Here is a 24,609-nt window from a genome sequence, read left to right on the forward strand (position 1 = left end):
TCAAATCCAGGGCCGTCAACGCGAAGAGATTGCAACAGGGGGACCCGTCTGTTTCCGGGACCTGCGCTGTATTTTATGCCCTGCGCCCTCCTATTACTCTGCGCTAATATCTGACATAAAAACCATAAATTTGACTTTATACCACGGCAAGTTATAATTAAATTGTCAACAGAAGGGAGGCAGTTTCAGTGAAAATCACCACAGATAATTTTTTCACCACCTCGGACGGCATTCACATTTATTTCGAAGACCGGGGTTCCGGACTTCCTATCGTGATGGTCCCCGGATTTTTATGCACCACCAAATTTTTCGAAAAAAACGCTGAGGTCCTCTCCAAAGAGTTCCGCGTCATCACGATGGACCTCCGCGGACAGGGCAACTCCTCCAAGACCTGTCAGGGCAACACCATCCGCCGCAACGCACAGGACATCAAGGAACTCATCGACCATCTCGGTCTGGAGCATGTCGTCCTGCTGGGCTGGTCGCTGGCCTCCTCCATCGTTGTCAGCTATGCAGCCGAATTTGAGCAGTACAAGCTCAGCGGCCTCGTGACGATGGACGGCTCGCTGTATCCGTTCTCGGACGCCGACTGGAACCACCACCGTGGCCGGGGCTACAATTTGCAGAACTGGTTCGACACCTACCTGCCTCTTTACTATGACCCCAAGCTCTTCTATGACAAATTCATCGCCCGCGTTTCCTGTGCGGAGGGAATGGACGATGAGACCCGTGCCTGGTTCGAGGCCGAGTGCAAAAAGACGATGCCCTGGACGGCGCTGGAGCTGCACTACGACTTCTGCCTGACCGATAATTTCAGCAATCTGAAAAAGGTCACCGTTCCTTACGCCGTATTCGGCGCACAGTCCAAGGCGTATGGTCTGGACATGGTAGACCGCTTTGCCGCCGAAGTGCAGGGCTACAGTGAGGTCCACAAGTTCTACAAGAGCGGCCACCTGATGTTCCTGTACGAGGCGGAAAAGTTCAACGCCTGTCTCGCTGACTTTGTGCGGAAAGCCGACGCGCTCTCCCGCCAAAAATAAAAACACCACACGAAAAAGGAGGAAAAAACAATGCTGCTCGCGCTCACAGGTTTCGTCATGATAGGCCTGCTGATGTACTTCCTGCTGAAGGGAAAGGCCATCCCCGTGACCCTTTTCGTCGTCCTTCCCATCATCGGTGCACTCATCAACGGCTTCGGCATCGCAGACATCACCGATTACATCAAATCCGGCGTCTCCACCACCTGGGGAATGGCCGCTCTGTTCGTCTTCGTCATCACCTACTTTGGCATCATGACCGATGTCGGTATGTTTGATAAGCTGGTCAAAAAGCTCATCAAGATCGCCAACGGCCGGGTATTGGGCATCCTTCTGGTCGTCGTCCTCGTCTCCATCCTGGGCCATCTGGACGGCAACAGCCCCACGACCTACCTCATCGTCATCCCCGCAATGGCACCCCTGTGCAAAAAGCTGAACATCCGCATCAGCACCATCATGATGGTCTGCACAGCCACCATCACCGTCATGAACCTCGTACCCTGGGGCGGCGTGCTCAACCGTCAGTCCATCACGCTGGCGATGGATTCCAACGAGTTGTGGCATATGTATCTGCCCCTGCAGGTCTGCGGCCTCGTCTGCTGTGTCGGTCTGGCCGTTATCATGGCTCGTGTCGAAGTCAAGCGCGGTGCCGGTAAGATCGACGTCTCTGCCACGCAGGAAGAAGAAGCTGAAGTCGTAGATGAAGCCGCTGCGAAGCTCCTTCGCCCCAAACTGCTCTGGTACAACGTCCTGCTGACTGTCGTCGTCTTCGTGCTCCTCTTCACCACCAAGCTTCCCAACTACTTTATCTTCATGCTGGGCTGCGTGTTCGCCCTTGTCGTCAACTTCCCTGACCCCAAAGAGCAGGAAGCCCGTCTCGCCGCACACGCTCCCAAAGCCATCTCCCTGGTCGCCACCGTTCTGGCCGCCGGCGTCATGGTCGGCATCCTGAACAATACCGGCATGATCGTCGCCATGGCAGAGTTCATCATCAACATCCTGCCCGCCGCACTGGCCAAGCACCTGCACCTCGTCTTTGCCTTCCTGGGCGGCTTCATCGGTCTGGCCGTCTCTCCTGACCCACTGTACTACGGCATCCTGCCCGTTCTTATCGAGGTCTGCGGCAACTACGGCATCCCTGCCACCAGCGTCGCCATCGCATTCGGCGTCGGCGCAGACTCCTGCTTCACGATGGCACCGGTCATCGCCTCCACCTACCTCGGCCTGGCCGTGTCCGGTATGTCCCTGAAGGACGTCATGAAGACCAACTTCCTCCCCCACTGGATCATCGGCCTCATCATGATCGTCTTCGGCTGCCTCATCGGCACCATTGTCGTCTGAAACGCATTCTCGCTCCTTCCTCTTCCCGGAACTGGCCGGTGCTCTGCATCGGCCAGTTCCGCTTTTCATTTTTCCCATTTTGCGCTATGATAAAAGCGACGAAACGCCCTCTCTGGCAGAATGGAGCTGTCTCATGGAATACCGAGATTTTGAATATGTTCTAACCATCTATCAGGAAAAAAGCCTCTCGAAAGCCGCCGAAAAGCTCTATATCACCCAGCCTGCCCTCAGCATTTTCCTCACACGGCTGGAAACGCAGCTTCAGACCCGGCTTTTCGAGCGCACCAAACGTGGACTTGTCCCTACCTACGCAGGCCAGAAATACATCGAATTTGCCCGTCAGTCCATCGCGCTTGGCCACAGCTTCGACCAGGAGCTGTGTGAGATACAGGCCGAGCGCAAAGGCATCCTTCGTCTCGGGACTTCTCCCCATATCGGCTCCATCGTTCTGCCCGAGATGCTTTTTTCTTTCCAGAACCGCTATCCGAACATCCAGCTTGCCATCACAGAGGGGACTTCCCTCACGCTGGAAAAGCTCATCGACAACAACGAGCTGGATCTGGCGCTCATGCATCTTCCTCTGCTCTGCGAGCACGCAGTCTATACCCGCGTCAGCGACGACCGCTATGTCATGGCAATAGCGAAAGACAATCCCCTCACCCGCAAAGCCTACTCCAAACCCGGCTTTGCGCACCTCTTTCTCGACCCGGCGCTGGCCGCAGAGCAGCAGTTCATCCTCGCCCACCCTCAGCAGCGCGTCCGGCAGATCTCCGACCGCATCCTCCGCCATGCAGGCATCGTGCCGAAGATCCGGCTGGAGACCAGCAGCATCCAGAGCGCCCTCTGCTTTGCATCCAACGACCTCGGCATCACCTTTGCGCCAGAAAGCTATATCCCCCTTTTCAATGCACAGAAAGAACTCGCCTATTTCTATCTGGAAGATAAATATGAAGCGTTCTGGACCTTCTGCGTCGCCTATCCTCAGAACGTCACACCCTCCACTCCGGCCCGCTTCTTTTTGCAGGAAACACAGCGGCTCTTTGGCCGATAACCAAAACGCCCTCTCCGGCAATGACGGAGAGGGCGTTCTTGCTTATTTGCGCAGGTCTTCCCTGCTGCGGGGGGTGCCGAACACCCGGCCATAGGGGTTGTCGAGGTCGGCAGCCCTCAGAGATGCAGTTTTTTCGGCAGGCTTTTCAGGGATGCTGAGATGCTTTGCCTTCCCCTTGGAGAGAACACGGTACCGCATGGCTCAGTCCTCCGGAGCTGCCGTGGAGGCAGCGCCTTCGGTCAGCTTCTGCCAGAATTCTTCGCCTCCTGCGAGATTATCAGCAGTGCCGCTGTTCCACGCGCCCCGCATTCCCACATAGAACTGGGACATATACTCCTGACTGGAACCACTCCTGCTCTGGGTGGTATCGGGGCCGTAATCACCGAGGTCGAGGCCAGCCAGGACCGGGCAGTCATCCCACTTGTACACCATGTTCCACCAGTCCTCGTCGCTGTCGGCGGCGGGCAAAGTGCCGTCAAGATACCGCAGCGAGCCGGTGCTTTCTTCAAAGCCCGCCGGGTCCCAGAGCAGAAAGACAGAGCTGAGGCCGCCCTGTACATCGGTGGCCAGCTTGGTAGTTCCAGCCATGGTCAGATAGGCGGCGCTCTCGGTCTGGGTCTCAGTGTCGGAGTAGTCGAGGGTGTAGACGTTGAGGGTCACGACCACCTTGCCGTCGCCGTTGCGGTCTTCGCCGTAGGCGGCCAGTGCATCCTGCAAAGCGTTCACGGTGTCCTCGGGCAGATAGTAGGGGGCCACCACGGCCACGTTATAATCGGGCTTGGTGACGAAGAAATACTGTCCGATGAAGTTGTAGGCCACAAAAGCCGCGGCGATGCCGATGATGATGACCCATTTCAGGTTATAGTCCCACCAGTTGGCCCAGCGCTCCTTGCGGGTGTACTGTCTTTCCTTGCGAGGGGCAATGTCTTTCGGGTCGATGTCGCGCTCGTAACGGTAGCTTGCCATGAGGCAGTGTCCTCCAAAAAAGTTATAACTCTGCCAGAATGGTCTGGCGGACGGCGTCGGGCAGCTGCTTCTGCTCGGCCCGGCTCATGTCTGCCGTCTGGATGGGCGGCAGCACCCGGACGTGTACCGTTCCGGGGGTGGCACGGTTGCCGTGGGCCTCGAACAGGCCCCGTGCGCCGGAGATGGCCACCGGCACCACCGGCGCGCCGGTCTTGACCGCAATGCGAAAGGCACCGGCCTTGAACTCACCGGCGCCGCCCTCTTCGCCCTTGTAGCGGGTGCCTTCAGGGAAGATGATGAAGCTCCTGCCGCTCTCCACGATGGCGGTGGCGTCGTTCAACGCGCGCACCGAGGCGCGGACATCGTCGCGCTGGACGAAAACGCAGCCCAGCAGCTTCATCCAGCGGTTGAGCAGAGGAATTTTCCCCAGCTCTTCCTTGGCGAGGATGCCGTAGGGCTCATCGAGGCCGGCCAGCAGCAGCGGGATGTCATAATAACTGCGGTGGTTCGCCACAAAGACGCAGGGGCCATCCTTCGGGATGTTGTCCAGTCCCTCGACGCTGAGCCGGACGCCGGTGACGTTCAGGATGCCCTTGCTCCAATGGGGAATGTGCTTTTTTACCAGCTGGCGCACCGTCTCGGTGTCGCCTGCGGCCAGCGCACGCTCGGCTTTGCACAGCACACTGTAATGGACGATCATGTACCCGAACAGATAAACGAATAACGCAATGGTGCGGAAAATGCTCACAGAGCGATACCTCCTTCTGGCTCAAAAAGCCGTTTCTATTGTATCACACTCCGCCCCAAAAAGGGAGAGGAAATACTTTTTTTACATTTAGAGGGCTTTGCGGCTTGCAAAATCCACAAAATCCGGGTATATTTATAATCAGAAAGCCAGCACAATGGCGTTTCCTGCCAAAACCGTGCTGTGCAATGTAAGCCGTCTTTCGGGACAGCGAGAGAGGATATTCACACAACATGAGTCTGTTCCCTTCTGCAAACGATTTCAAGTCCGGGCCGGGCGTCGAAAAGGACGCCCCCCGCAAGACCGGCGTAGGCCGCTTCTTCGAGCTGGTGGGCCGGGATATGAGCGGGATGTTCCTTGCAAACCTGCTCACCTGTCTGGGCTTTCTGCCCGTCATCTGTCTGGTGTACATCGGCTTCCTGATGAACAGCCTGCCCGTCATGGTGCTCAGCGCCGCCGTGGGCGGCATCCTGGCCGGTCCGGTGCTGGCAGGCATGTACGACACCGTCCTGCGCGCTCTGCGCGATGAGGCTGGTTACTGGTGGACCACCTACCGCAAGGCTTTCAAGCAGAACTTCAAAGCCAGCATCCTGCCGGGCGTGCTCTACTGCGTCGTGGTCACGGTGCAGATCTTCCTCGTGTACTTCTGCTTCAACCTGCTCTACCACGGCACCAACGTCGGCGTAGGCATGTGGGTGGCCACGGTGCTCAACCTCGTCATCTTCCACATGCTGTTCTCCTACATGTGGCCCCAGGTAGTCCTGCTGGATCAGCCTTTCGGCCAGACGCTCAAGAACAGCGTCAACTGCATGATCGCTTTCCTGCCCCACGCACTGGCTGCGTCTCTCGTGACGGTACTGTTCTGGGGCCTCGTCATCCTCTGTATGCCGCTGGGCCTGCTGCTCATGCTGGTGTTCGGCTTCTGGTTCCAGGTGGAGATCACCAGCCAGATCGTCTACGGCGACCTCGACCGGGTGTTCCACATCGAGGAGAACATCCGCAAGCTCCACGACGCCGAGTATGAAGCCGAGATGGCCGAGGAGCGCAGCGACGACGAGGAATAAACGACACACCGACGCGGAAAGGGGATGCGTGCAATGGAACAGCGGAACAATCTGGTGCTGCAGGGCACGGAGACATTTTCCCGCGGACAGCTCGATAATGTAGCGCTGGACAACGGCAGCGTCGTGCTGGACAGCGTGGCCGGGCGGTACCTGCAATACGGCAGCTACACGACGCCCGAGTTCGCCATGCCGGCCTTCTGCAACCTGAACGTCAGCTGGAACGCCCACGCGCCCCAGAACACGATGGTGGAGGTGCGCTGCCGCGTCTACGCAGGCGGCAGCTGGACGGGCTGGATGAGCTTTGGCAAGTGGGCGCCGGATTACCCCCGGGCCAGCATCAGCACCCACAGCGACGACGGCCTCATCTTCCTGATGGGCGACACCGTGACGGTGGCGCTGCCCGGCGGCGGCACCGGCGTCCAGCTTCAGGTCAATCTTTCGACCAACGACGATAAAGTCACCCCGGCGCTCCGGCTGCTGGCGGCGGCGGTCCGCCCCCTTGCGTGGGATAAGCAGAGCGGCCACCCCATCAACCGCCGCCTGTACTTACCGGAATACTGCCTCTCGGCCCATGACCCCAGCTTTGGCCGGGACATGGACCTGCCGCTGGTGATGGCGGCCCTGATGAACCGCTGGGGCGAGGACATCCTGCCCGAAGAGGTGGCCTACGTCATGGAGGACAAGACCACCGGCAGCACCAGCAACGGCGCTTTCGCCGCTGCGGCAGCAGGCTGCTGCGGTTTTCCCTGCTGGCAGGCGTGGATGGACCTGCAGGACCTGCGGGAGCAGATACACGACGGCTGTTCCGTAGCCGTGCGCATCGAGCGCCGCATCCGGGGCCAGCGGGACCCCATCGGAGTCTGGATGGGTCTGCGGGGCTTCGGCCACGATGACGCGGTCCTCGCCGATTATGTCCTGCTCAACGACCCCACCGCCGACAGCGACGGGGCCGTGAACTGCACGATGGCGGTGACGGATTTTGCCCGCTACTTCACCGGGCGGGCCATCGCCCTCCGCCCCAAGCCCCGGAACACCGAGGCCAACCGCCCCCGGCGGGTCTCCTGCGACTTTGTGTACAGCGCCGAGGATGACTGCTGGTATCTGGCCCAGAAGGGCCAGCGGCAGCTGCTCCCGGCAGAATTCTCCGGCTGGGCGGCCTGCAGCCCTCACGACGGAGTAGCCCACGCCACCACAGCCCACCGCACCTTCCGGCGGATGGAGCGGACACGGACAGGCGGCTTCCGCTTCCCGTCCGAGCAGACCGACGCAGGCGGGCGGTGCAGCGTTTACATCGTGGACCAGACCGGCACCATGCAGTTTGCAGAGGTACGTCTGCCAGCCCCTCCGCCGCCCACGCTGCCGCTATCAGAAGCAAACCAAAGCACCGAGCCTTCTGTCTCCTGAGAGGCAGCACAGCCAAGAGCTTTTTGGGATAAATCATCAACATGGGAGGAACATATTATGGCAAAGACGATCATCACTTTGGGCCGCGAGTACTGCACCGGCGGACGCTACATCGCCAAGGACGTGGCACGCGCACTGGGCATCAAACTCTACGACAAGGAACTGATCACGATGGCCGCCAAGAATTCCGGACTGTCCGAGGAGGCCGTGGCCGCCAGCGAAAAGCGGCACACCCACAGCCTGCTGTACAGCCTGTATACGATGGGCAATGACCTTCCGCTGGGCGATCAGGTCTTCATCCTGCAGAGCCGCATCATCAAGCAGCTGGCCGACGAAGGCCCCTGCGTCATCGTGGGCCGCTGCGGCGACTACGTCCTGCGCGACCGCAAAGACGTGCTGCGCGTCTTCGTCTACGCCCCCAAGGAGTGGCGTCTGGCTTACGGCAAGGAGAACAACATGCTGCAGGCCAAGGACGAAAAGGGCATCAAGGACGAGATCGACAAGACCGACCGCAACCGTGCCGCCTACTACAACTACTACACCCAGAACCGCTGGGGCGACGCCCACAACTATGACCTTGCCATCAACGCTGCACTGGGCCATGACGCCTGTGTGCAGATGATCCTTGCCGCCACAGAGGCCAAGGAGAAGGCCATGGAGGGCTGATGCCCGCCGCCCCGGAAGGGGCAAAATAAATAATGATGCTGCGTGGGTGGGGTGCTTTTGCGCTCTGCCCACGTTTGCGGCATAGAAGAACTTTGCATCCCCAAGTCATCAACATCAAAAGGAGAAATCGTGGAAAACAAGCAGTCCTTATCCTCTCCCGCCGGTGAGCGGGAAAACATCATGGGTACCATGGACATCAACCCTCTGCTCATCAAGCTCAGTGTGCCGATGATGGTATCCATGCTGGTGCAGGCCCTCTACAACGTGGTGGACTCGATTTTCGTGTCCCACGTCAGCGAGAGCGCCCTGACCGCCGTTTCGCTGGCGTTCTCTTTGCAGAACGTCATGATCGCCGTGGGCGTCGGCACCGGCGTGGGCGTCAACGCCCTGCTGTCCAAGAGCCTCGGCGAAAAGAACCAGGAACGGGCCAATAAGACCGCCGAGAACGGCATCTTCCTGTCCCTGTGCAGCTACGCCGTCTTCCTCGTCATCGGCCTCACCTGTATGAAACCCTACTTCTACGCACAGACTTCGGACATGGACATCGCCCGGCAGGGCATCCAGTATCTGCAGCTCTGCTGCGTGCTCAGCCTCGGCCTCTTTACCCAGACCATGGGCGAGAAGCTGCTGGCCGCCACCGGCCGCACCCATCTGAGCATGATAAGCCAGCTGGTGGGCGCTGTCGTGAACATCGTTCTCGACCCCATCTTCATCTTCGGCTACTGCGGCGAGGCCCTGTCCGGCACCACCGGCGCTGCCGCGGCCACCGTCATCGGCCAGTTCTGCGGCGCGGGCATGACGCTGTACTTCAACCTCAATAAGAACCCCGACATCCAGATCAGCTTCCGGGGCTTCCGGCCCAGCGCAAAGGCCATCGGCCGCATCTACACCGTCGGCCTGCCCAGCATCGCCATGCAGTGCGTGGGCAGCGTGATGACCTTCTTCATGAACCAGATCCTGATGGCCTTCTCGGCCACGGCTGTCGCCGTCTTCGGCGTCTACTTCAAGCTGCAGAGCTTCGTGTTCATGCCCATCTTCGGCATGAACAACGGTATGGTCCCCATCATCAGCTACAACTACGGCGCACGGAAGCCAGAGCGGGTCAAAAAGACCATCCGCCTCTCAGTCTTCTACGCCGAGTGCATCATGCTGGTGGGCTTCTGCATCTTCCAGTTCCTGCCGGATAAGCTGCTGGGCCTCTTTGCCGCCAGCGACGCCATGCTGGCCATCGGCGTCCCGGCGCTGCGCATCATCTGCCCCCACTTCCTGCTGGCGGGCGCCGGCATCGTGCTGAGCTCGGTGTTCCAGGCGCTGGGCAACGGCGTGTTCAGCCTGACCGTCTCCATCTGCCGTCAGCTGGTGGTGCTCATCCCCGCTGCATGGCTGCTGAGCCGCACCGGCGAGGTGAACATGGTCTGGTGGGCCTTCATCATCGCGGAGGTGGTCAGCCTTGCGCTGAGCCTCGTTTTCATGGCCCGCATCAACCGTACCGTCATCGTCCCGCTCTCCGAAAAGCAGGACGCGGCCGTATAACCTGAAAGGAACGTGAACTCTATGGCAAAAAAGCTGAAGTGGAACCTTATCCTCATGAGCCTGCTCTATCTGGCGCTGGGCATCTTCCTGCTGATGGTGCCTGGCACGGCCCTCAACGTGGTCTGCTACGCGCTGGGCGGCGTGGTGCTGGCCTGCGCGGCAGTGCAGCTGGTGCGGTATTTTGTCGTAGAGCGTGGCGTGTTCCAGAGCCAGCTCACCCTCATCTCGGGGCTTGTCTGTCTGGCGCTGGGCGCATTCCTCATCATCCGCAGCGATGTGGTGGTGCGGGTGCTGCCCATCGTGTTCGGCCTGTTCGTCATCTTTGACAGTCTGGGCCGCATCCAGAACGCTCTCGAGCTGCGCCGGTGCGAGTATTCGAGCTGGAAGGTCTTTCTGCTGCTGGCCGTGCTCAGCGTCGTGCTGGGCATCGTGATGGTGGTGGACCCCTTCGGCACCATGGAGACGCTGGTGATGGCCATCGGCCTCATCCTCATCCTGGAAGGCGCACTGAACCTGCTGAGCGCCCTGTACACCATGCTGGCCGTCCGGCGCTTTATAAAGCTGCATCCGGAGACCCAGTCCATGCTGGAAGCCATTACCGGCCAAGATCTGAACGGCGACGGCGTCATCGCCCCGGATGTCTCCCACGCAGATGTGGAGTCTACCGCTGTGGAGCTCGACTATGTGGATGAGAGCGCCGAGGTGGAGCAGGAGAACAAATAACTTTAGCGGGCTTGCCCTCTCCGTCTGCTCCCGATAGGCGAAGGCTAACCCTCTGCTGAAAAACGAAACCCAAAATCAATTCAACATAAAGGATAAAAAGAGTTATGGAAAAGTACGATCTCATCATCGTTGGTGCCGGTCCTGCCGGCATCTTCACCGCTGTGGAGCTGCTGCGCCACGGCAGCAAGAAGCACATCCTGCTGGTGGAAAAAGGCAAGCCGGTGGAAAAGCGCCACTGCCCCAAGGCCGAGATCGGCCACTGCGTCAACTGCCGCCCCACCTGCGCCATCACCACCGGCTTCTCCGGTGCAGGCGCCTTCTCCGACGGCAAGCTGAGCCTCTCCTATGAGGTCGGCGGCGACCTGCCCAGCCTCATCGGCGAAGAGTTTGCACAGGAGCTCATCGACTACACCGACAAGATCTACCTCGAGTTCGGCGCTGACCCCCATGTGGAGGGCATCTACACCGGCGAGGACATCAAGGAGATCCGCAAGAACGCCATCCACGCCGGTCTGAAGCTGGTGGACTGCCCCATCCGCCACCTCGGCACCGAGAAGGCACAGCAGCTCTATCTCGCCATCCAGAACTATCTGGCTGACAACGGCGTGGAGATGCTCTTCTCCACCGAGTGCGAGAACATCATCCTCGAAGACGAGGAGTGCAAGGGCGTGCTGCTGCGTCAGGGCAACGGGGAGCCCCGCGCCGTCTACGGCGACACCGTGGTCATCGGCACCGGCCGCCGCGGCGCAGACTGGCTTGAGAAAATTTGTGCAGAGCACCATATCGCCCACAAGCCTGGCACCGTGGACATCGGTGTCCGCGTCGAGTGCCGCAACGAGGTCATGGAAAAGGTGAACAAGGTACTGTATGAGTCCAAGCTCATCGGCTACCCGAAGCCCTGGAAGAACAAGGTCCGCACCTTCTGCCAGAACCCCGGCGGCTTCGTGGCACAGGAGAACTATGACAACGACCTGGCCGTGGTCAATGGCCACAGCTTCAAGGAGAAGAAGAGCGAGAACACCAACCTCGCCATCCTCGTCTCCCACAACTTCACCGAACCCTTCAACCAGCCCATCGCCTACGCCCAGAAGGTGGGCGAGCTGACCAATATGCTGGGCGCAGGCCACATCATGGTGCAGCGCTACGGCGACATCCTCGACGGCAAGCGCACCTGGGCGAAGGAGCTGGCCCAGTCCAACGTCAAGCCCACCCTGAAGGACGCCGTGGCCGGCGACATCACCGCCGCCATGCCCTACCGCGCCATGACCAACATCATCGAGTTCATCAAGATGCTGGACATGGTCGTCCCCGGCTTCGCCGCCAACGAGACCCTGCTGTACAGCCCTGAGCTGAAGTTCTACTCCAACAAGGTCAAGATGGACTCGAACCTCGACACCAACATCAAGGGCCTGCACTGCCTCGGCGACTCTTCCGGCTGGACCCGCGGCCTGATGATGGCCTCCGTCATGGGCGTGCTGATGGGCCGCAAGCTGACTGAGAAGGAAGGCTGCTGAAACACCTTTCTGCACTAAGCTGCGCTGAATATTTGGTTCCCGATACCTCTCCGCACTCCGCGGAGGGGCATTTTTTGCGCTTCCTGCGGCAAAACCGTGCAGGATGCAAAAATCGGCAGAAAAAGTCAATTTTCGTCAACTCTGAAAATTTATGGAAATTTGAATTGATTTTCCTCGTTAAAACTGCTACAATCTCAAGTAGAACTCAAGAAGAAATTGTGTCTTGCGCATAATGCGAGGAGGGATCACTTATGTGCGAAGCCCCCGGAAGCGTAGTAACGCTGCTATGTTCCGGCATCCAGCTTTACAGCGCCGAGAGGCGCATTGCGGACTGCATCCTTGCAGATGTAAAGCGGGCGTCGATGTGTACGTCAGCAGAACTGGCCCGGCTGAGCTGTTCGTCCGAGGCCACCGTCACCCGGCTGTGCCACAAACTGGGATTCGAGAACTACCGCAAATTCCAGCTGGCGCTGGCACGGGACGCCATGGAGCAGCAAGAAGCCCAGCGTATGCGGGACGAAGGGCAGGACGAGCTGCATCAGGCACTTCTGAACATTCTGGCAAACCGCGAAGAGGAGCTGCGGGCCACCATTCAGGCCATTGATACCCGCCAGCTGCGGCAGATACTCTCTCTTCTGCGCAGCTGCGAGGTCATGGAGGTGGTCTCTGAGGGCGGCGGCCTGCCGGTGGCCTTCGATGCCTCCATCCGGTTCAGCCACCTGGGCAAGCGGTGCGTTTCCAGCGCAGTCCACGAGAAGAACCTTGCCTTTGCTCAGACGCTGACACCCAAAGACATCCTCATCGTGCTCTCGGCCTCCGGGCAGAGCGCCAGGCTGGAAGAGGTGTCCGCTGTCGCCAAAGGGCGGAATGTACCGGTGCTGGTCATCACCTGTGACAGCCACGGCCCGCTGGCCCAGCTGGCCGACTATGTGATGACGGCTTCCAACCGCGAACAGCGGCTCATCGAGGGCAGCCATGCGGCATCGCTGCTCTCGCCAAACGTCCTTATCGAGGTGCTTTACTACCTGCTGCGGATGGAAAATCTGTAAAAAACAAACGCTGGCACGTTCGTGCCAGCGTTTGTTTTTATCATTGGAGTTCTAGATCACTGGGCAGGATGACATCCAACTCCGCCGCAGGCTCTGCCACGAGGCGGCGGCTCTGGTTGAAGATGGCCTTTTCCAGCGTGTTGCGGGCGAGACGTCCGTTGCCCGCCGTGCGGGCGTCCTCTGCCTGGCGGCGCTCGTAGTAGCCCCGCAGCGGTTCCGTGCAGCTCTCGGCCAGCCTGTAGCCCTTGCCCCTCGCCAGCACATTCGTGATGTCCAGCAGCTCATCGGCAGTGTAGTCCGGGAACTCTATCTTGTTCGGGAAGCGGCTGGCAAGGCCGCTGTTGGCGGTCAGGAACGTCTCCATCTCCCCGGTGTAGCCCGCAAGGATGACCACCAGCTCGTCGCGGTGGTCTTCCATCCCCTTCACCAGCGTGTCGATGGCCTCAAGGCCGAAGCTGTCCTGCTCGCCCCGATAGAGGCTGTAGGCCTCGTCGATGAAAAGGACGCCGCCCAGCGCGCTCTGGATGACGCTGTTGGTCAGGGGGGCGGTGTGGCCGGTGTAGCGGCCCACGAGGTCTCCCCGGCTCACCTCCACCAGCTGCCCGCCCTTGAGGGCGCCGATGGCCTTGAGGTATTTTGCCACGAGCCGGGCGATGGTGGTCTTGCCGGTGCCGGGGTTGCCGGTGAAGATCATGTGCATCGAGAGGCTGGCGGTCTTGAGGCCCGCCGCCGCACGGCGCTGCTGCACCTGAATGTTATCGGCAAGACCGAAGACGTATTCCTTCACCGGTGCAAGACCCACGAGGTCGTTCAGCTCTTTCCTGATTTCTTCCACTGCGCCGGTATAGGCGGCGGGCAGTAGGTCGAAGAGCTTCTGGGGTCCGGCGTCGTTGAGGGCAAAGTCGAGGCCGTCCTCCCGGGCAGTCAGTGTAATCGTTCCGGTAAGCGTGGCATCTGTTTGCAGACAATATTCGCTCAGAGCGCGGAATATCTTATCGCAGCAGGCCGAAAGCCCCGCCGCACCCTGCTTCGGGCTGCACTGGGCCGCCACATAGTCCCGCACATCCGCGCCCGCCGACAGGGTCAGGCCGAGGCGGGTCTTCACTTTTGCGGCCAGCGCGTTGAGCTGCTGGGCTGCCAGCGCGGCGAGAGCTTCCCGCGCAAAGGCGCTGGTCTCACAGACATCGCCCAGCGCCGAGACGAAGGCCGCACCGAACTTATCGGCCAGCGCCTCCCGGCCCTTCTGGGAGAAGAAGACGAGGTACTTGCCGCAGGGGGTGATGCGGCTCACAGCCCCGGGGGCAAGCGCCGTTCCGGCGTCCACGAGGATGCCCTCCTTGTTGACAAGATACCGGCTGGACAGGGGCGCACTGCCCTTGACGGCGAGGTCTGCCAGCGTCTTCAAAAAGCCCGGGTAGCAGCTCTCGTAGTGCTCAAAGACCAGGATCTCGCCCGGCGCATGGAGGGCGGCATACAGATCCTGCAAAAAGAGCTTTTCAGCCCCCGAGTTGGGGTAAAGCGCCAGATCCATAACGGCCAGCTTATCGCTCTGCAAAAGACCCCGGGCGGCCATGCAGCGGGCCGTCTCCGTCAGAGCGAAATGCCGCCCCGTGCCGGGCGCACCGCAGAGCAGGATGACGTTCCGGGCCGTGGGGGCCTCCGTCCCCAGCACGAAAGGCCGGCGCATCGCCCGCACGACGCCGTCCACGAAGGCGTCCTGCCCCAGCACTGTCTTTTTCACCTCAGCGGCCAGCCCTTCGAAGCTGCCCAGATGCTCCTGTTTGACTTCGGTGGTTCCTTTGGCCAGCAGGCCGTCGGCCTCCATATCCTCAAGCATCTTCTGGCTCTGGGCCAGCGCCTCCTGTGTGGTGTCTCTGCGCAGCTCGGCGTTCTGTTTTTTCAGCATTTCATCCAGCTTTTTCTGCTGCTCGAGCAGGGCTGCGTTCATATCAGGCAAACCGGGCTTTTCCGGCGGCGTTTTCTGCGTATCAAAGCGCAGTTTTCCTCCCGGGCCGAACACTCCGTTCATCAAGTTCTCCCAATCGTCGGTGTATGCCATCTGCCTGCCTCCGTCCTGCGTTTTTTCCCAGTATAGTGTACTTTGCCCCCTTTTGCAAGAAAAGTCTTGAAAATCCACGGGCAGGCGGGTACACTAATTTTATATTGATTTGATATGCGAAGGGAATGGAACGAAATGAAAACGCCCGCAGAGTGGAAAACGCTGTTCGAGAGCAGCGCCTTTGCACGGCAGACAAACTACAGCGGCCCTCTGGGGCCGGAATATAACCCCTCCGGCACCCGGCTCCGGCTCTGGGCGCCCACGGCGCAGAAGGTATCAGTCAACCTCTACCGCCGGGGCGACGGCGGGGCCTGCATGGGGACCCTGCCGCTGGAACAGCACGGGCAGGGCGTCTGGTCGGTTTATCTGCCCGGCGACCAGCACGGACATTACTATACCTTTACCGTCGAGGTGGACGGCACAGCATACGAGACGGGCGACCCCTACGCCCGGACGGCAGGCGTCAACGGCCTGCGGAGCATGATTTTAGACGCGCCCCGCATCGACCCGCCCGACTGGAACCACGACCACCGGGTCATCGTCCCGGCCTCCCGCCGGACGGTGTGGGAGGTCAGCGTCCGTGACTTCTCGCAAGACCCGGCCTGCGGCGTTCGGAATGCATGGCGGGGCAAATTCATGGCCTTTACCCAGAAAGGAACCACCCTTTCTTCCGCCGGCACCTTCCCCACCTGCCTCGACTACCTCAAGCGGCTGGGAGTGGGCTATGTGCAGCTGATGCCCATCTTCGACTTCGGCAGTGTGGACGAGAGCCGCCCTCTCACCCGGCAGTACAACTGGGGCTACGACCCCACCAACTACAACATCCCCGAGGGCAGCTACTCCACCGACCCCACGAAAGGCGAAGTCCGGGTGCGGGAGTGCAAGGAGATGATAGCCGCCCTCCACGCGGCGGGCATCGGCGTCGTCATGGACGTGGTGTACAATCATATGTACCGCAACGAGAACCCGCTGAACAGCACGGTGCCTTATTATTTTTTCCGGCAGAACCCGGACGGCAGCTTCTCCAACGGCAGCGGCTGCGGCAACGAGTTTGCCAGCGAGCGGCCCATGGCCCGGAAATACCTCATCGACTCGGTGCTCTACTGGGCGCAGGAATATCACATCGACGGCTTCCGCTTCGACCTCATGGGCCTCTATGACGTGGACACCATGAACGAACTGCGGGCCGCGCTGGACGCTCTGCCGTGCGGCAGAAACATCCTGATGTACGGTGAGCCGTGGCAGGGCGGCGGAAGCCAGCTCCACCGGTACGAGGCCAACAAGGCGAACCTCGCCATGCTGTCCGAGCGCATCGGCATCTTCTGCGACAGCACCCGCGACGTCATCAAGGGCGGCTGTTTTGACGCCCGGGAGCCGGGTTACGTCGAGGGCAGGCCGGGCAGCTTCTGGGACATCGGCGGGGCCGTGGCCGCGTGGTGCCGCAGCGACAAGATGCCCGCCCATTCGCCCGCCCAAATCGTCAGCTATGTCTCTGCCCACGACAATTTCACTCTCTGGGACAAACTGATGCTCGTCCGGTACGCCCGTCCCGAGTACACTGCCGCCGACTCGGCGGCGCTGGCCCAGAACCGGCTGGCGGCGGGCATTTATCTCACCTGCATGGGGATGCCCTTCATGCAGGCCGGCGAGGAGTTCGCCCGCACCAAAAAAGGTCAGGGCAACACCTACCGCTCTTCGCCCTCCCTCAACCGTCTGGACTGGAAACGAGCCGCGCAGTTCCACAGACTGGTGGACTATTACCGGGGGCTTCTGGGCCTGCGGGCGCAGTTCCCCCGCCTGAGCGCCCCGGACGCGGCCAGCCCGGCGGCTATCAAGTTTTTCTCGCTGGAACAGCCCCTCGTGGGCTGGACTTTGCCCGCCGCACCCGGCGACGGCGCGGCATGGCGGGCGCTCTGCGTCTTTTACAATCCCACGGAAGAAGAAAAACGGGCCCACCTGCCCGACGGCCAGTGGAAATTGCTGAGCGACGGCGTATCGTCTGCGCTCTGGAAAGGCCCCAGCCGGGTCTGCGGCGGCGAAGTGACACTGCTGCCATGCAGTGCAACGATTTTCGGCCAGGTATAACAAAAAGCGGCCCGCCGCTTTACGCGGCGAGCCGCCCAACAAGAAGAAAGGAACTTCTGGGGGATGTCTTAACTTTTAGCCCTGCGGGTCCTGCTGAGGTGCAGACTCGGCAGACTTCTCCTGACGGGATGCGCCGTTGGTGCCATTGCCGCTGTTGGAGGCGTTCTTTTCGCCCAGCGTCAGGCTGACGGTCTGCATCTGGCCGTCGCGGGCGATGGTGATGGACAGCGTGTCCCCGGCGGAGTGTTCCTGCATCAGGGTGCCAAGGTCGGTCTTCTGGGCCACCTCAGTGTTGTCGATGCTGACGATGCGGTCGCCGGCCTTGAGGCCCGCCTTATCGGCTGGGCCGCCGGACACGACGTCCACGACGTAGATGCCGTAGGCGTTGACGCCCAGCTGTGCCGCCGTCTGTGCGTCGGTGACAGCCAGATAGGTGATGCCCATGTAGGGACGGCCCGTGACGTAACCGTTCTCCAGCAGGTCCTGCGCCACCTTGATGGCGTCGTTGATGGGGATGGCGAAGCCCAGACCCTCAGCGTCAGAGCTGGAAGACTTTGCGTTGACGATGCCGATCAGCTCGCCGTTCATGTTGAACAGGCCACCGCCGGAGTTGCCGGGGCTGACAGAAGCATCCATCTGAATGAGGGACATGGTGTTGACAGAGCTGGAGCTCTGGATGGAGACACTGCGGTTCAGGGCGCTGACGATGCCGCTGGTGACGGTGCCGCCCAGCTCACCCAGCGGGTTGCCCACGGCCAGCACGTTGTCGCCCACAGCCAGCTTGTCGCTGTCGCCCACGATGGCGGGGGTCAGGCCGTCGGCATCGATCTTGATGACGGCGATGTCGCTGGTGGAATCCTCGCCCACGACGGTGGCAGGGTAGTCCTTGTCGCCGATGGTGACGGTGATGTTGGACGCGCCGCTCACGACATGGTCACAGGTGAGGATGTAGCCGTCCGAGCTGATAATGACGCCGCTGCCGGCGCCGCTCTCCACCTGGCTCTGGCCGTACCAGGACCACTGGGAGTAGACCACCTGCTCGGTGGTGATGACCACGACGCTGGGGCTGACGGTCTTGGCCACCTGTGCGGTGTTCATGCCGCTGGAAACAGTCGTGCCTTCGGCCGCGCTCTCAGAGTCTGCCGAAGAGCTGTCGGACCGTTCCACCTGCTGGATGATGACCTTGTTATTGCCGCCGAAACGTGCGCCCACAAAGCCGCCCATAAAGCCCATGGCTGCGGCCAGCACCAGAGCGACGATGCTCTTTACAGCCTTGCCTGCGTTCTTCCTGGGCTTTTTCGGCGCGGCAGGGGCTGTGTTCTGCGGGCCTGCGGGGGGCGGCGTTGTGCCGCCGGAAGGCTGGGTGCTCTCGCTGAAGGCAGAAGCAGTGTTTGCGGTGTTCATGCCGCTGGACCCCACATTTGGGTAGCCGGTATCACCGGCAGGATTATTGGAAGAGGAATAGTCATATTCCCATTTGTTTTCATCCATCGTGATTACTTCCTTTCTAAGGGATATGGTCGGGGGAAGAGCTTTTCCGCTCCTCTCTGGCACGGTTTTATTCTATCTGCTAATTGTGAAAATCAATCGTTTCCCCAGTGAAGAATGTGTGAAATCAGAAGTTGTTTCCATAGCCAGAGTGCGCCGGATAAACGAGATTTTTTGCCCGCAGGCAAGGCGATTTTCCGCAGCAATCCTGACGGATTGCAAGGGAAAGCAACACAGAATGCGGTCAAAAAAGCCGTTCAGACGGTGTGCAATGGTTATGGGAACAGCTTCCAAGTCCTAAGGAGTTTCTATGAAAATCAGCGCCACGCAAATGGGCTTTGCCCTTTATAAAGAGGCCGACATCATCGGCCAGTGCGACGTCACCCCCACCCCAAAAGGCGCGGACATCACGGCCCTGTCCGTCCTGTCCCAGTGGCGGCGGAAGGGCTACGGCTCCTACCTGTTAAAAGAGATATTGCGCCGGTTCGGCGGTTATGACCGGGAGGCTGCGACGGTGTTCACCGCGCCCCTGCCCGCCGACAAGGGCGAAGGGCTGTTCTGGCAGAAATTCGGCTTTGCGCCTGAGGATGGGCGGCTCGTCCGCCGCCGCACCCCCGATCTGACGGCGGTGCGCTTCGTGCAGGACTATCTTGCCGCCCATCTCCCCCACCCGAAGCTCTGCATCGACGCCACCTGCGGCAACGGCGGCGACACGGCGTTCCTCTGCCGCCTTGTCGGCCCGGAAGGCCGGGTGCTGGGCTTCGACATCCAGCCCGAGGCCATCACTTCCACCCGCGCCCGACTCGAAAAGCAGGGCCTTACGGCAGAGCTTATCTGCGACAGCCACGCGAACCTCTTACAGTATGTCCGGCCCGGCACGGCGGATATCGTGATGTTCAACTTAGGCTGGCTGCCCGGGGCCGACCACAGCGTCTTCTCCACAGCAGACAGCAGCATCCCTGCGCTGGAAGCCGCCCTCGCGGCGCTGCGCACCGGCGGCGTGCTCAGCGCCATCCTCTACAGCGGTCGCGTTATCGGCACGGACGAAAAGCAGAGCATCCTCGGCTGGCTGCGGGCTCTCCCGCTGGAAAAATATACCGTACTGGTGTGCGATTTTGCCAACTGGGCCGACACCGCGCCCCTGCCCTGCCTTATTCTGAAAAAATAGCAAAAACTCTTGCATCCATGTGGATTTTCTGTTAAAATAAGCGTTGTATGTAATTTTATAGGAGAGTTTCCCATGTAAACAGACCCTATTGTTTGCTGATACATCCACCCGGCCCTTCGCGGGGCCGCATCTCAGGAGAACGAAACTTTTATGACAAATCGTGAAGAAATCGAGCGCCGCCGGACGTTTGCTATCATCAGCCACCCCGACGCCGGCAAAACGACGCTGACCGAAAAGCTGCTGCTGTACGGCGGAGCCATCAATCAGGCAGGCTCTGTCAAGGGCAAGCAGAGCGCAAAGCACGCCGTGTCCGACTGGATGGACATCGAGAAGCAGCGCGGCATCTCCGTCACTTCCTCTGTGCTGCAGTTCAACTACGCAGGCAAGTGCGTGAACATTCTGGACACCCCGGGCCATCAGGACTTCTCGGAGGACACCTACCGCACCCTGATGGCAGCCGACTCGGCTGTCATGGTCATCGACGCCGCAAAGGGCGTCGAGGCCCAGACCATCAAGCTGTTCAAGGTCTGCACCCTGCGCCATATCCCCATCTTCACCTTCATCAACAAGATGGACCGCGAGGCCCGCGACCCCTTCGAGCTGATGGAGAACATCGAAGAAATTCTGGGCATCAAGACCTACCCCATGAACTGGCCCATCGGCTGCGGCAAGGAGTTCAAGGGCGTGTTCGACCGCAACACCCGCAAAGTGCTTGCTTTCTCCAGCGACGGCCGCGCCAACGGCGTCAAGAAAGTCGAAGAGACCGAGGCCGAGCTGGGCGATGCCGCACTGGACGAACTGCTGACCCCCTACCTGCACCAGCAGCTGGTGGACGAAATTGAGCTTCTGGACGGTGCTGCCGAGGAATTTGACCTCGACCGCGTGCTGCGCGGCGAGCTGAGCCCCGTGTTCTTCGGCTCTGCGCTGACCAACTTCGGCGTCGAGCCCTTCCTCGAGAACTTCCTCCGCCTCACCCCCACCCCGCTGGCCCGCGTGGACAGCCTGACCGGCGAGGCCGTTGACCCCTGCCGCGATGAGTTCTCTGCCTTCATCTTCAAAATTCAGGCCAACATGAACAAAGCCCACCGCGACCGTATCGCCTTCATGCGCATCTGCTCGGGCAAGTTCGAGCGCGGCATGGAAGCCTACCACGTGCAGGAGGGCAAGAACATCAAGCTGGCCACCGGCACCCAGCTGATGGCGCAGGACCGCGCCATCGTCGATGAAGCCTACGCAGGCGACATCATCGGCCTGTTCGACCCGGGCATCTTCTCCATCGGCGACACCCTGTGTACCGGCAAGAAGAAGATCGAGTTCGCCGGCATCCCCACCTTCTCCCCCGAGCACTTTGCCTGCATCGAGCAGAAGGACACCATGAAGCGCAAGCAGTTCGTGAAAGGCATGGAGCAGATCGCTCAGGAGGGCGCTATCCAGATCTTCCGCGAAGTGGGCGGCGGCATGGAAGAAGTCGTGGTCGGCGTCGTCGGCGTGCTGCAGCTGGAAGTGCTGGAGTACCGTCTGAACACCGAGTACAACGTCGAGATCCGGATGCAGCAGCTCCCCTTCGAGCAGCTGCGCTGGATCCAGAACGACCCCGACACCTACGTCCTGCGTGACCTCGACCTCACCAGCGACACCAAGGCCGTCGAGGACATGAAGGGCAACCGCCTGCTCCTGTTCACCTCCGATTGGGCTATCCGCTGGGCTGAAACGCACAATGAGACGTTAAAGCTGAGCGAATTTGGCAATATTTAAGTTACAGGTTCCCAAGAGCTGCTGTGCAGAAGACCTGCATGGCAGCTCTTTTTGGAATAAATTTAAAATACAACAATATATACCAGTCAGCGACAACACCCCCCTTCGCGGGGCGCTGCCGGAAAAGAAGGTAACGATTTATGGAAAAACGTAACATTGGCAAAAGCGGCCTCTCCGCACCATTTCTGGGGCTTGGCACCTGGGCCATCGGCGGCGGCAGCTGGTGGGGCGACAACGACGACGCCCTGTCGGTAAAAGCCATCGAGACTGCCGTGGAGCAGGGCATCACCTGGATAGACACCGCCCCCATCTACGGGCTTTACCACAGCGAAGAGGTGGTGGGCGAGGCTTTGCGCCACATCGACCGGGACAAGGTCATCCTCTCCACCAAGTGCGGCCTCGAGTGGCGGCACGAAAGCCCCGTTCTCCACAAGGTGGTGGACGGCGTGCAGACCTACCGCGACCTGTCGGCCAAGAGCATCATCGAGGATGTGGAAGACAGCCTGCGCCGTCTCGGCACCGACCATCTGGACGTGCTCTACACCCACTGGCAGACGCCGGACCTTTCCATCTTCCCGCTGGAAGAGACCGTCGAAGCCATGATGAAGCTCAAGGAGCAGGGCAAAATTCGTGCCATCGGCGCGTCCAACACCACCGCTGAGTTCATCCGCGGCTACTGCAAATACGGCCAGCTGGATGTCATTCAGGAAAAGTACAGCCTGTTGACCCGCCGCATCGAAAAGCAGCTGCTGCCCACCTGCAAGGAGCTGGGCGTGTCCATTCAGGCTTATTCTCCCTTGGAGCAGGGTCTGCTCACCGGCAAGGTGACCATGGACACCACCTACCCCGAGGGCAGCACCCGGAACACGAACCCCTGCTTCCAGCCCGCCCGCCGGGCGCAGGCCATCCGGCTGCTGGACAGCTGGTCTGACCTCTGCGAGAAGTACCACTGCACCAAGGCGCAGCTGGTCATCGCCCTGACGGCCCGGATGATCCCCGGCCTGCACGTGTTGTGCGGCGCACGGACGCCGGAGCAGGCCATCGACAACGCCGGTGCGCTCCACATCGCACTGGAAGGCGCCGACGCCGTCCAGATGAAGTGGGATGTGGACGCCATTTCCTGAGCAAAACCGCAGATATGAAACGAGCAGAGCCTCCACCGAAAGGTAGAGGCTCTGCTCGTTTTATATCTGGATTCTTTATGATAAACTTGAACTTGTCGGGGCGAGGCCCCTCCATCTTGCTGCCGCAAGACCGTTCTGTCACTTAAAAGCCCCACTGGGGCTTTCATTGTTCTGCTTCGCTCCACAAACGCGAATTGTTAATTTGGAACTGGTCCTATAATGCCAAATGCTATTGCATCAATAAAAAGCACGAACGCTATCACACAAACAATTAAAATAGTTGCAATGACTTTAATAACAAGTTGTTGATTTTGTCTTAAATTACTCTTACTAACAATCCTTAAGACAAAAGTCAAAGCAACTAGGATGATAAAAGAAATAATATTATAAAGAACCACTGTTTTCATCTATGTGTCCTTCTTTTTTATATCAATTCCGATTTGCCGACCTCACCCATTCTCCTTCCAGAACAGTCCGCCGCTGGTCTGGAAGAGCAGCCACGGATTCACGCTCTTGCTGCCGAGCTTGAAGTCCATGGTCAGGTCTTCGCCCAATGCGCCCACGGCCTGCCCGCGCTCCACGCTCTGACCCTCGCTCACCGAGAGAGCATCCAGCCCGTAGAGGTAGCTGCGCAGCCCGCAGCCGTGGTCGATGACGACGGTGTTGCCGGTGAGGGCAAGGTTCCGGGCCAGCACCACGACGCCGTTGGCGGGGGCGCGGCAGGGGTCGCCCGGGATGGTGTAGAGTTTCGTGGAGTTCGATTTGCTGCCCTGCTTGCCGCCGGTGACTTTGGTCTGGCCGAAGTCCACGAGGGTCATGTAATCCTCCGCCGGGCAGGCGAAGCCGCCGCTCCACAGCTTTTCGCGGGCGGGCTGCTCATAGAGGGGCCAGATGACATTGCGGAACTCGGTGTTGGCAGCTTCGGAGGCTTCCGGTTCGGCTTCGACTTCGACGGTGCCGAAGTCCTTCGGGATGACGGTGATGTTCTTCACCACCGTCTCGCCGCCCACGGTAAAGGTCACTTCATGCGCACCGGCAGCGGCATTGTAGGCCGCCGGGATATAGGCTCGCCACCCGCTGCCCAGACGGACAGCCTGCACATTGCCGAGGTCTGTTTCCACCGTAGGGGCCGTCTCACCCACCATGCCGGTGAAAGCCGCGGCCACCGTGCCGCCCTGCTCCATCCGTTCGGCGGAAAGCTCCACCTCGGCGCTTGCCTGCAGCGTAAAGCGGAAAGAGTAATAATACCAACCGATGGGCTTCGCGGGCTTTTCGAGCCGGACGTCCTGCCGCAGCTCGCCGGTGCTGCCGCCCTCGAACTGGGTGGCCAGCATATTTTCCGGCAGACGCCAGACGGTCAGCTCGGCCTTATAGTCGCCGTTGGCCGGGAACAAAAAATCGTCGTAGGTGGCCGCAGTCCCCTCGAAGACCACATTGCCCGCGCTATCGGTGATGGTCAGCGGGCCGTAGCTGTACCACTCGGGCAGAGCGAAGGCCGGGTGGGCGTCGTAGAGGACGCCCAGCTTCTGCACCGTGAGGGTGCGGGGGCTGGCGAAGACTTTATCCACCTGCCCGCCCAGCAGCGGTACCTGCCAGCACCAGCCGTTGGGCTCCAGCTCCTGCCCGGCGAACTGCACCTCAGACGCGGGCTTCGCGCCCTCCGAGGTGAACGAATAGCTCACGCCCAGCACCGCCGCAAGCAGCACCACGACGCCCAGCGCGACGCCGATGAGCCATAACAAAAGCCGCTTCATATGCACTCTCCTCCTAAAGTTTGGGCGCAAGCGCCTGAGAGGGTATAAAAAGGCGCACCGGCACAGCCCTGTTACAGACTGCC

At 60.3% G+C, this 24,609-nt stretch carries 21 protein-coding genes; 14 read left to right on the forward strand and 7 right to left on the reverse strand.

The genetic code is table 11. The features are described 5' to 3' along the window. The first annotated feature begins 188 nt into the window (after positions 1-188). From AAAU26_RS11750 to AAAU26_RS11760, 3 genes are all read left to right on the forward strand, one after another. Entirely contained in the window at positions 189-1,040 is an 852-nt protein-coding gene (locus AAAU26_RS11750) for an alpha/beta fold hydrolase (RefSeq protein ID WP_227618641.1), read from the forward strand. A gap of 30 nt (positions 1,041-1,070) precedes the next feature. Beyond that, positions 1,071-2,378 carry a citrate:proton symporter gene (locus AAAU26_RS11755; protein ID WP_217209838.1) on the forward strand — a complete coding sequence of 436 codons (1,308 nt, stop codon included), beginning with the start codon at positions 1,071-1,073 and terminating at the stop codon, positions 2,376-2,378. Positions 2,379-2,511: 133 nt separating this feature from the next. Beyond that, positions 2,512-3,429, forward strand: a complete 918-nt coding sequence (locus AAAU26_RS11760) for a LysR family transcriptional regulator (protein WP_227618642.1) — start codon at positions 2,512-2,514, stop codon at positions 3,427-3,429. A 42-nt stretch (positions 3,430-3,471) separates the two neighbouring features. Here the strand turns inward: AAAU26_RS11760 and AAAU26_RS11765 are convergent, their stop codons facing one another. From AAAU26_RS11765 to AAAU26_RS11775, 3 genes are read right to left on the reverse strand one after another with little or no spacing between them, the layout of a single operon-like run. After that, positions 3,472-3,627: a hypothetical protein gene (locus AAAU26_RS11765; RefSeq protein WP_227618643.1), complete on the reverse strand. Its 156-nt coding sequence runs from the start codon at positions 3,625-3,627 to the stop codon at positions 3,472-3,474. Positions 3,628-3,630: 3 nt separating this feature from the next. Then, positions 3,631-4,395, reverse strand: coding sequence for a hypothetical protein (locus AAAU26_RS11770; protein ID WP_227618644.1), 765 nt, complete (start codon positions 4,393-4,395; stop codon positions 3,631-3,633). A 22-nt stretch (positions 4,396-4,417) separates the two neighbouring features. After that, a complete protein-coding gene (locus tag AAAU26_RS11775) occupies positions 4,418-5,143 on the reverse strand; it encodes a 1-acylglycerol-3-phosphate O-acyltransferase (protein WP_207676778.1) in 726 nt (241 codons plus the stop codon). A gap of 230 nt (positions 5,144-5,373) precedes the next feature. Here AAAU26_RS11775 and AAAU26_RS11780 point away from each other — a divergent pair, with 230 nt between their 5' ends. The 7 genes from AAAU26_RS11780 (at position 5,374) to AAAU26_RS11810 (ending at position 13,093) form a co-directional block, all read left to right on the forward strand. Further along, positions 5,374-6,204, forward strand: coding sequence for a DUF624 domain-containing protein (locus tag AAAU26_RS11780; RefSeq protein WP_217209836.1), 831 nt, complete (start codon positions 5,374-5,376; stop codon positions 6,202-6,204). A 33-nt stretch (positions 6,205-6,237) separates the two neighbouring features. Then, positions 6,238-7,608, forward strand: a complete 1,371-nt coding sequence (locus AAAU26_RS11785) for a hypothetical protein (protein ID WP_227618645.1) — start codon at positions 6,238-6,240, stop codon at positions 7,606-7,608. A 57-nt stretch (positions 7,609-7,665) separates the two neighbouring features. Beyond that, positions 7,666-8,274 (forward strand): cytidylate kinase-like family protein, encoded by a 609-nt coding sequence (locus AAAU26_RS11790; protein WP_227618646.1) that lies wholly within the window; start codon positions 7,666-7,668, stop codon positions 8,272-8,274. 180 nt (positions 8,275-8,454) lie between these two features. After that, positions 8,455-9,807 (forward strand): MATE family efflux transporter, encoded by a 1,353-nt coding sequence (locus tag AAAU26_RS11795; RefSeq protein ID WP_227623586.1) that lies wholly within the window; start codon positions 8,455-8,457, stop codon positions 9,805-9,807. A 21-nt stretch (positions 9,808-9,828) separates the two neighbouring features. After that, positions 9,829-10,530 carry an HdeD family acid-resistance protein gene (locus tag AAAU26_RS11800; protein ID WP_227618648.1) on the forward strand — a complete coding sequence of 234 codons (702 nt, stop codon included), beginning with the start codon at positions 9,829-9,831 and terminating at the stop codon, positions 10,528-10,530. A 104-nt stretch (positions 10,531-10,634) separates the two neighbouring features. Beyond that, a complete protein-coding gene (locus tag AAAU26_RS11805) occupies positions 10,635-12,044 on the forward strand; it encodes an NAD(P)/FAD-dependent oxidoreductase (protein ID WP_227618649.1) in 1,410 nt (469 codons plus the stop codon). A 251-nt stretch (positions 12,045-12,295) separates the two neighbouring features. Further along, complete coding sequence (locus AAAU26_RS11810; RefSeq protein ID WP_227618650.1) at positions 12,296-13,093, forward strand: MurR/RpiR family transcriptional regulator; 798 nt, start codon at positions 12,296-12,298, stop codon at positions 13,091-13,093. Between the two features lie 40 nt (positions 13,094-13,133). Here AAAU26_RS11810 and AAAU26_RS11815 read toward each other — a convergent pair whose 3' ends face one another. Further along, complete coding sequence (locus AAAU26_RS11815) at positions 13,134-15,152, reverse strand: AAA family ATPase (protein WP_227618651.1); 2,019 nt, start codon at positions 15,150-15,152, stop codon at positions 13,134-13,136. A 135-nt stretch (positions 15,153-15,287) separates the two neighbouring features. Here AAAU26_RS11815 and pulA point away from each other — a divergent pair, with 135 nt between their 5' ends. Continuing rightward, complete coding sequence (pulA, locus tag AAAU26_RS11820) at positions 15,288-17,237, forward strand: type I pullulanase (protein ID WP_227618652.1); 1,950 nt, start codon at positions 15,288-15,290, stop codon at positions 17,235-17,237. 75 nt (positions 17,238-17,312) lie between these two features. Here the strand turns inward: pulA and AAAU26_RS11825 are convergent, their stop codons facing one another. Continuing rightward, positions 17,313-18,728: a S1C family serine protease gene (locus AAAU26_RS11825; protein ID WP_227618653.1), complete on the reverse strand. Its 1,416-nt coding sequence runs from the start codon at positions 18,726-18,728 to the stop codon at positions 17,313-17,315. 307 nt (positions 18,729-19,035) lie between these two features. On the opposite strand from AAAU26_RS11825, the gene mnmM reads away from it, so the two are divergent. The 3 genes from mnmM to AAAU26_RS11840 all read left to right on the forward strand — a co-directional run bounded on the left by mnmM (position 19,036) and on the right by AAAU26_RS11840 (position 22,772). Beyond that, positions 19,036-19,893 carry a tRNA 5-(aminomethyl)-2-thiouridylate-methyltransferase MnmM gene (gene mnmM / locus AAAU26_RS11830; RefSeq protein ID WP_227618654.1) on the forward strand — a complete coding sequence of 286 codons (858 nt, stop codon included), beginning with the start codon at positions 19,036-19,038 and terminating at the stop codon, positions 19,891-19,893. 150 nt (positions 19,894-20,043) lie between these two features. Continuing rightward, a complete protein-coding gene (locus tag AAAU26_RS11835) occupies positions 20,044-21,648 on the forward strand; it encodes a peptide chain release factor 3 (protein ID WP_227618655.1) in 1,605 nt (534 codons plus the stop codon). A gap of 140 nt (positions 21,649-21,788) precedes the next feature. Then, a complete protein-coding gene (locus AAAU26_RS11840) occupies positions 21,789-22,772 on the forward strand; it encodes an aldo/keto reductase (protein WP_158390493.1) in 984 nt (327 codons plus the stop codon). 197 nt (positions 22,773-22,969) lie between these two features. On the opposite strand, the gene AAAU26_RS11845 is transcribed toward AAAU26_RS11840, so the two are convergent. Then, the gene (locus AAAU26_RS11845) at positions 22,970-23,179 is read right to left on the reverse strand and encodes a hypothetical protein (RefSeq protein ID WP_227618656.1); all 210 of its coding nucleotides are present in this window, start codon (positions 23,177-23,179) and stop codon (positions 22,970-22,972) included. A 42-nt stretch (positions 23,180-23,221) separates the two neighbouring features. Further along, positions 23,222-24,526, reverse strand: a complete 1,305-nt coding sequence (locus AAAU26_RS11850) for a murein hydrolase activator EnvC family protein (protein WP_227618657.1) — start codon at positions 24,524-24,526, stop codon at positions 23,222-23,224. Positions 24,527-24,609: the final 83 nt, after the last annotated feature.

It is taken from the genome of Faecalibacterium longum, from assembly GCF_040094125.1.
In the GTDB taxonomy this organism is placed as follows: domain Bacteria; phylum Bacillota; class Clostridia; order Oscillospirales; family Ruminococcaceae; genus Faecalibacterium; species Faecalibacterium longum.

Bases quoted from the DNA above. Each gene is read 5' to 3' on its own strand.
- AAAU26_RS11790 (WP_227618646.1), top strand. From the start codon at position 7,666: ATGGCAAAGACGATCATCACTTTGGGCCGCGAGTACTGCACCGGCGGA.
- AAAU26_RS11825 (WP_227618653.1), bottom strand. From the start codon at position 18,728: ATGGATGAAAACAAATGGGAATATGACTATTCCTCTTCCAATAATCCT.
- AAAU26_RS11755 (WP_217209838.1), top strand. From the start codon at position 1,071: ATGCTGCTCGCGCTCACAGGTTTCGTCATGATAGGCCTGCTGATGTAC.
- AAAU26_RS11760 (WP_227618642.1), top strand. From the start codon at position 2,512: ATGGAATACCGAGATTTTGAATATGTTCTAACCATCTATCAGGAAAAA.
- AAAU26_RS11765 (WP_227618643.1), bottom strand. From the start codon at position 3,627: ATGCGGTACCGTGTTCTCTCCAAGGGGAAGGCAAAGCATCTCAGCATC.
- AAAU26_RS11800 (WP_227618648.1), top strand. From the start codon at position 9,829: ATGGCAAAAAAGCTGAAGTGGAACCTTATCCTCATGAGCCTGCTCTAT.
- AAAU26_RS11810 (WP_227618650.1), top strand. From the start codon at position 12,296: ATGTGCGAAGCCCCCGGAAGCGTAGTAACGCTGCTATGTTCCGGCATC.
- AAAU26_RS11805 (WP_227618649.1), top strand. From the start codon at position 10,635: ATGGAAAAGTACGATCTCATCATCGTTGGTGCCGGTCCTGCCGGCATC.
- AAAU26_RS11795 (WP_227623586.1), top strand. From the start codon at position 8,455: ATGGGTACCATGGACATCAACCCTCTGCTCATCAAGCTCAGTGTGCCG.
- AAAU26_RS11815 (WP_227618651.1), bottom strand. From the start codon at position 15,152: ATGGCATACACCGACGATTGGGAGAACTTGATGAACGGAGTGTTCGGC.
- AAAU26_RS11840 (WP_158390493.1), top strand. From the start codon at position 21,789: ATGGAAAAACGTAACATTGGCAAAAGCGGCCTCTCCGCACCATTTCTG.
- mnmM (WP_227618654.1), top strand. From the start codon at position 19,036: ATGAAAATCAGCGCCACGCAAATGGGCTTTGCCCTTTATAAAGAGGCC.
- pulA (WP_227618652.1), top strand. From the start codon at position 15,288: ATGAAAACGCCCGCAGAGTGGAAAACGCTGTTCGAGAGCAGCGCCTTT.
- AAAU26_RS11845 (WP_227618656.1), bottom strand. From the start codon at position 23,179: ATGAAAACAGTGGTTCTTTATAATATTATTTCTTTTATCATCCTAGTT.
- AAAU26_RS11850 (WP_227618657.1), bottom strand. From the start codon at position 24,526: ATGAAGCGGCTTTTGTTATGGCTCATCGGCGTCGCGCTGGGCGTCGTG.
- AAAU26_RS11835 (WP_227618655.1), top strand. From the start codon at position 20,044: ATGACAAATCGTGAAGAAATCGAGCGCCGCCGGACGTTTGCTATCATC.
- AAAU26_RS11785 (WP_227618645.1), top strand. From the start codon at position 6,238: ATGGAACAGCGGAACAATCTGGTGCTGCAGGGCACGGAGACATTTTCC.
- AAAU26_RS11770 (WP_227618644.1), bottom strand. From the start codon at position 4,395: ATGGCAAGCTACCGTTACGAGCGCGACATCGACCCGAAAGACATTGCC.
- AAAU26_RS11780 (WP_217209836.1), top strand. From the start codon at position 5,374: ATGAGTCTGTTCCCTTCTGCAAACGATTTCAAGTCCGGGCCGGGCGTC.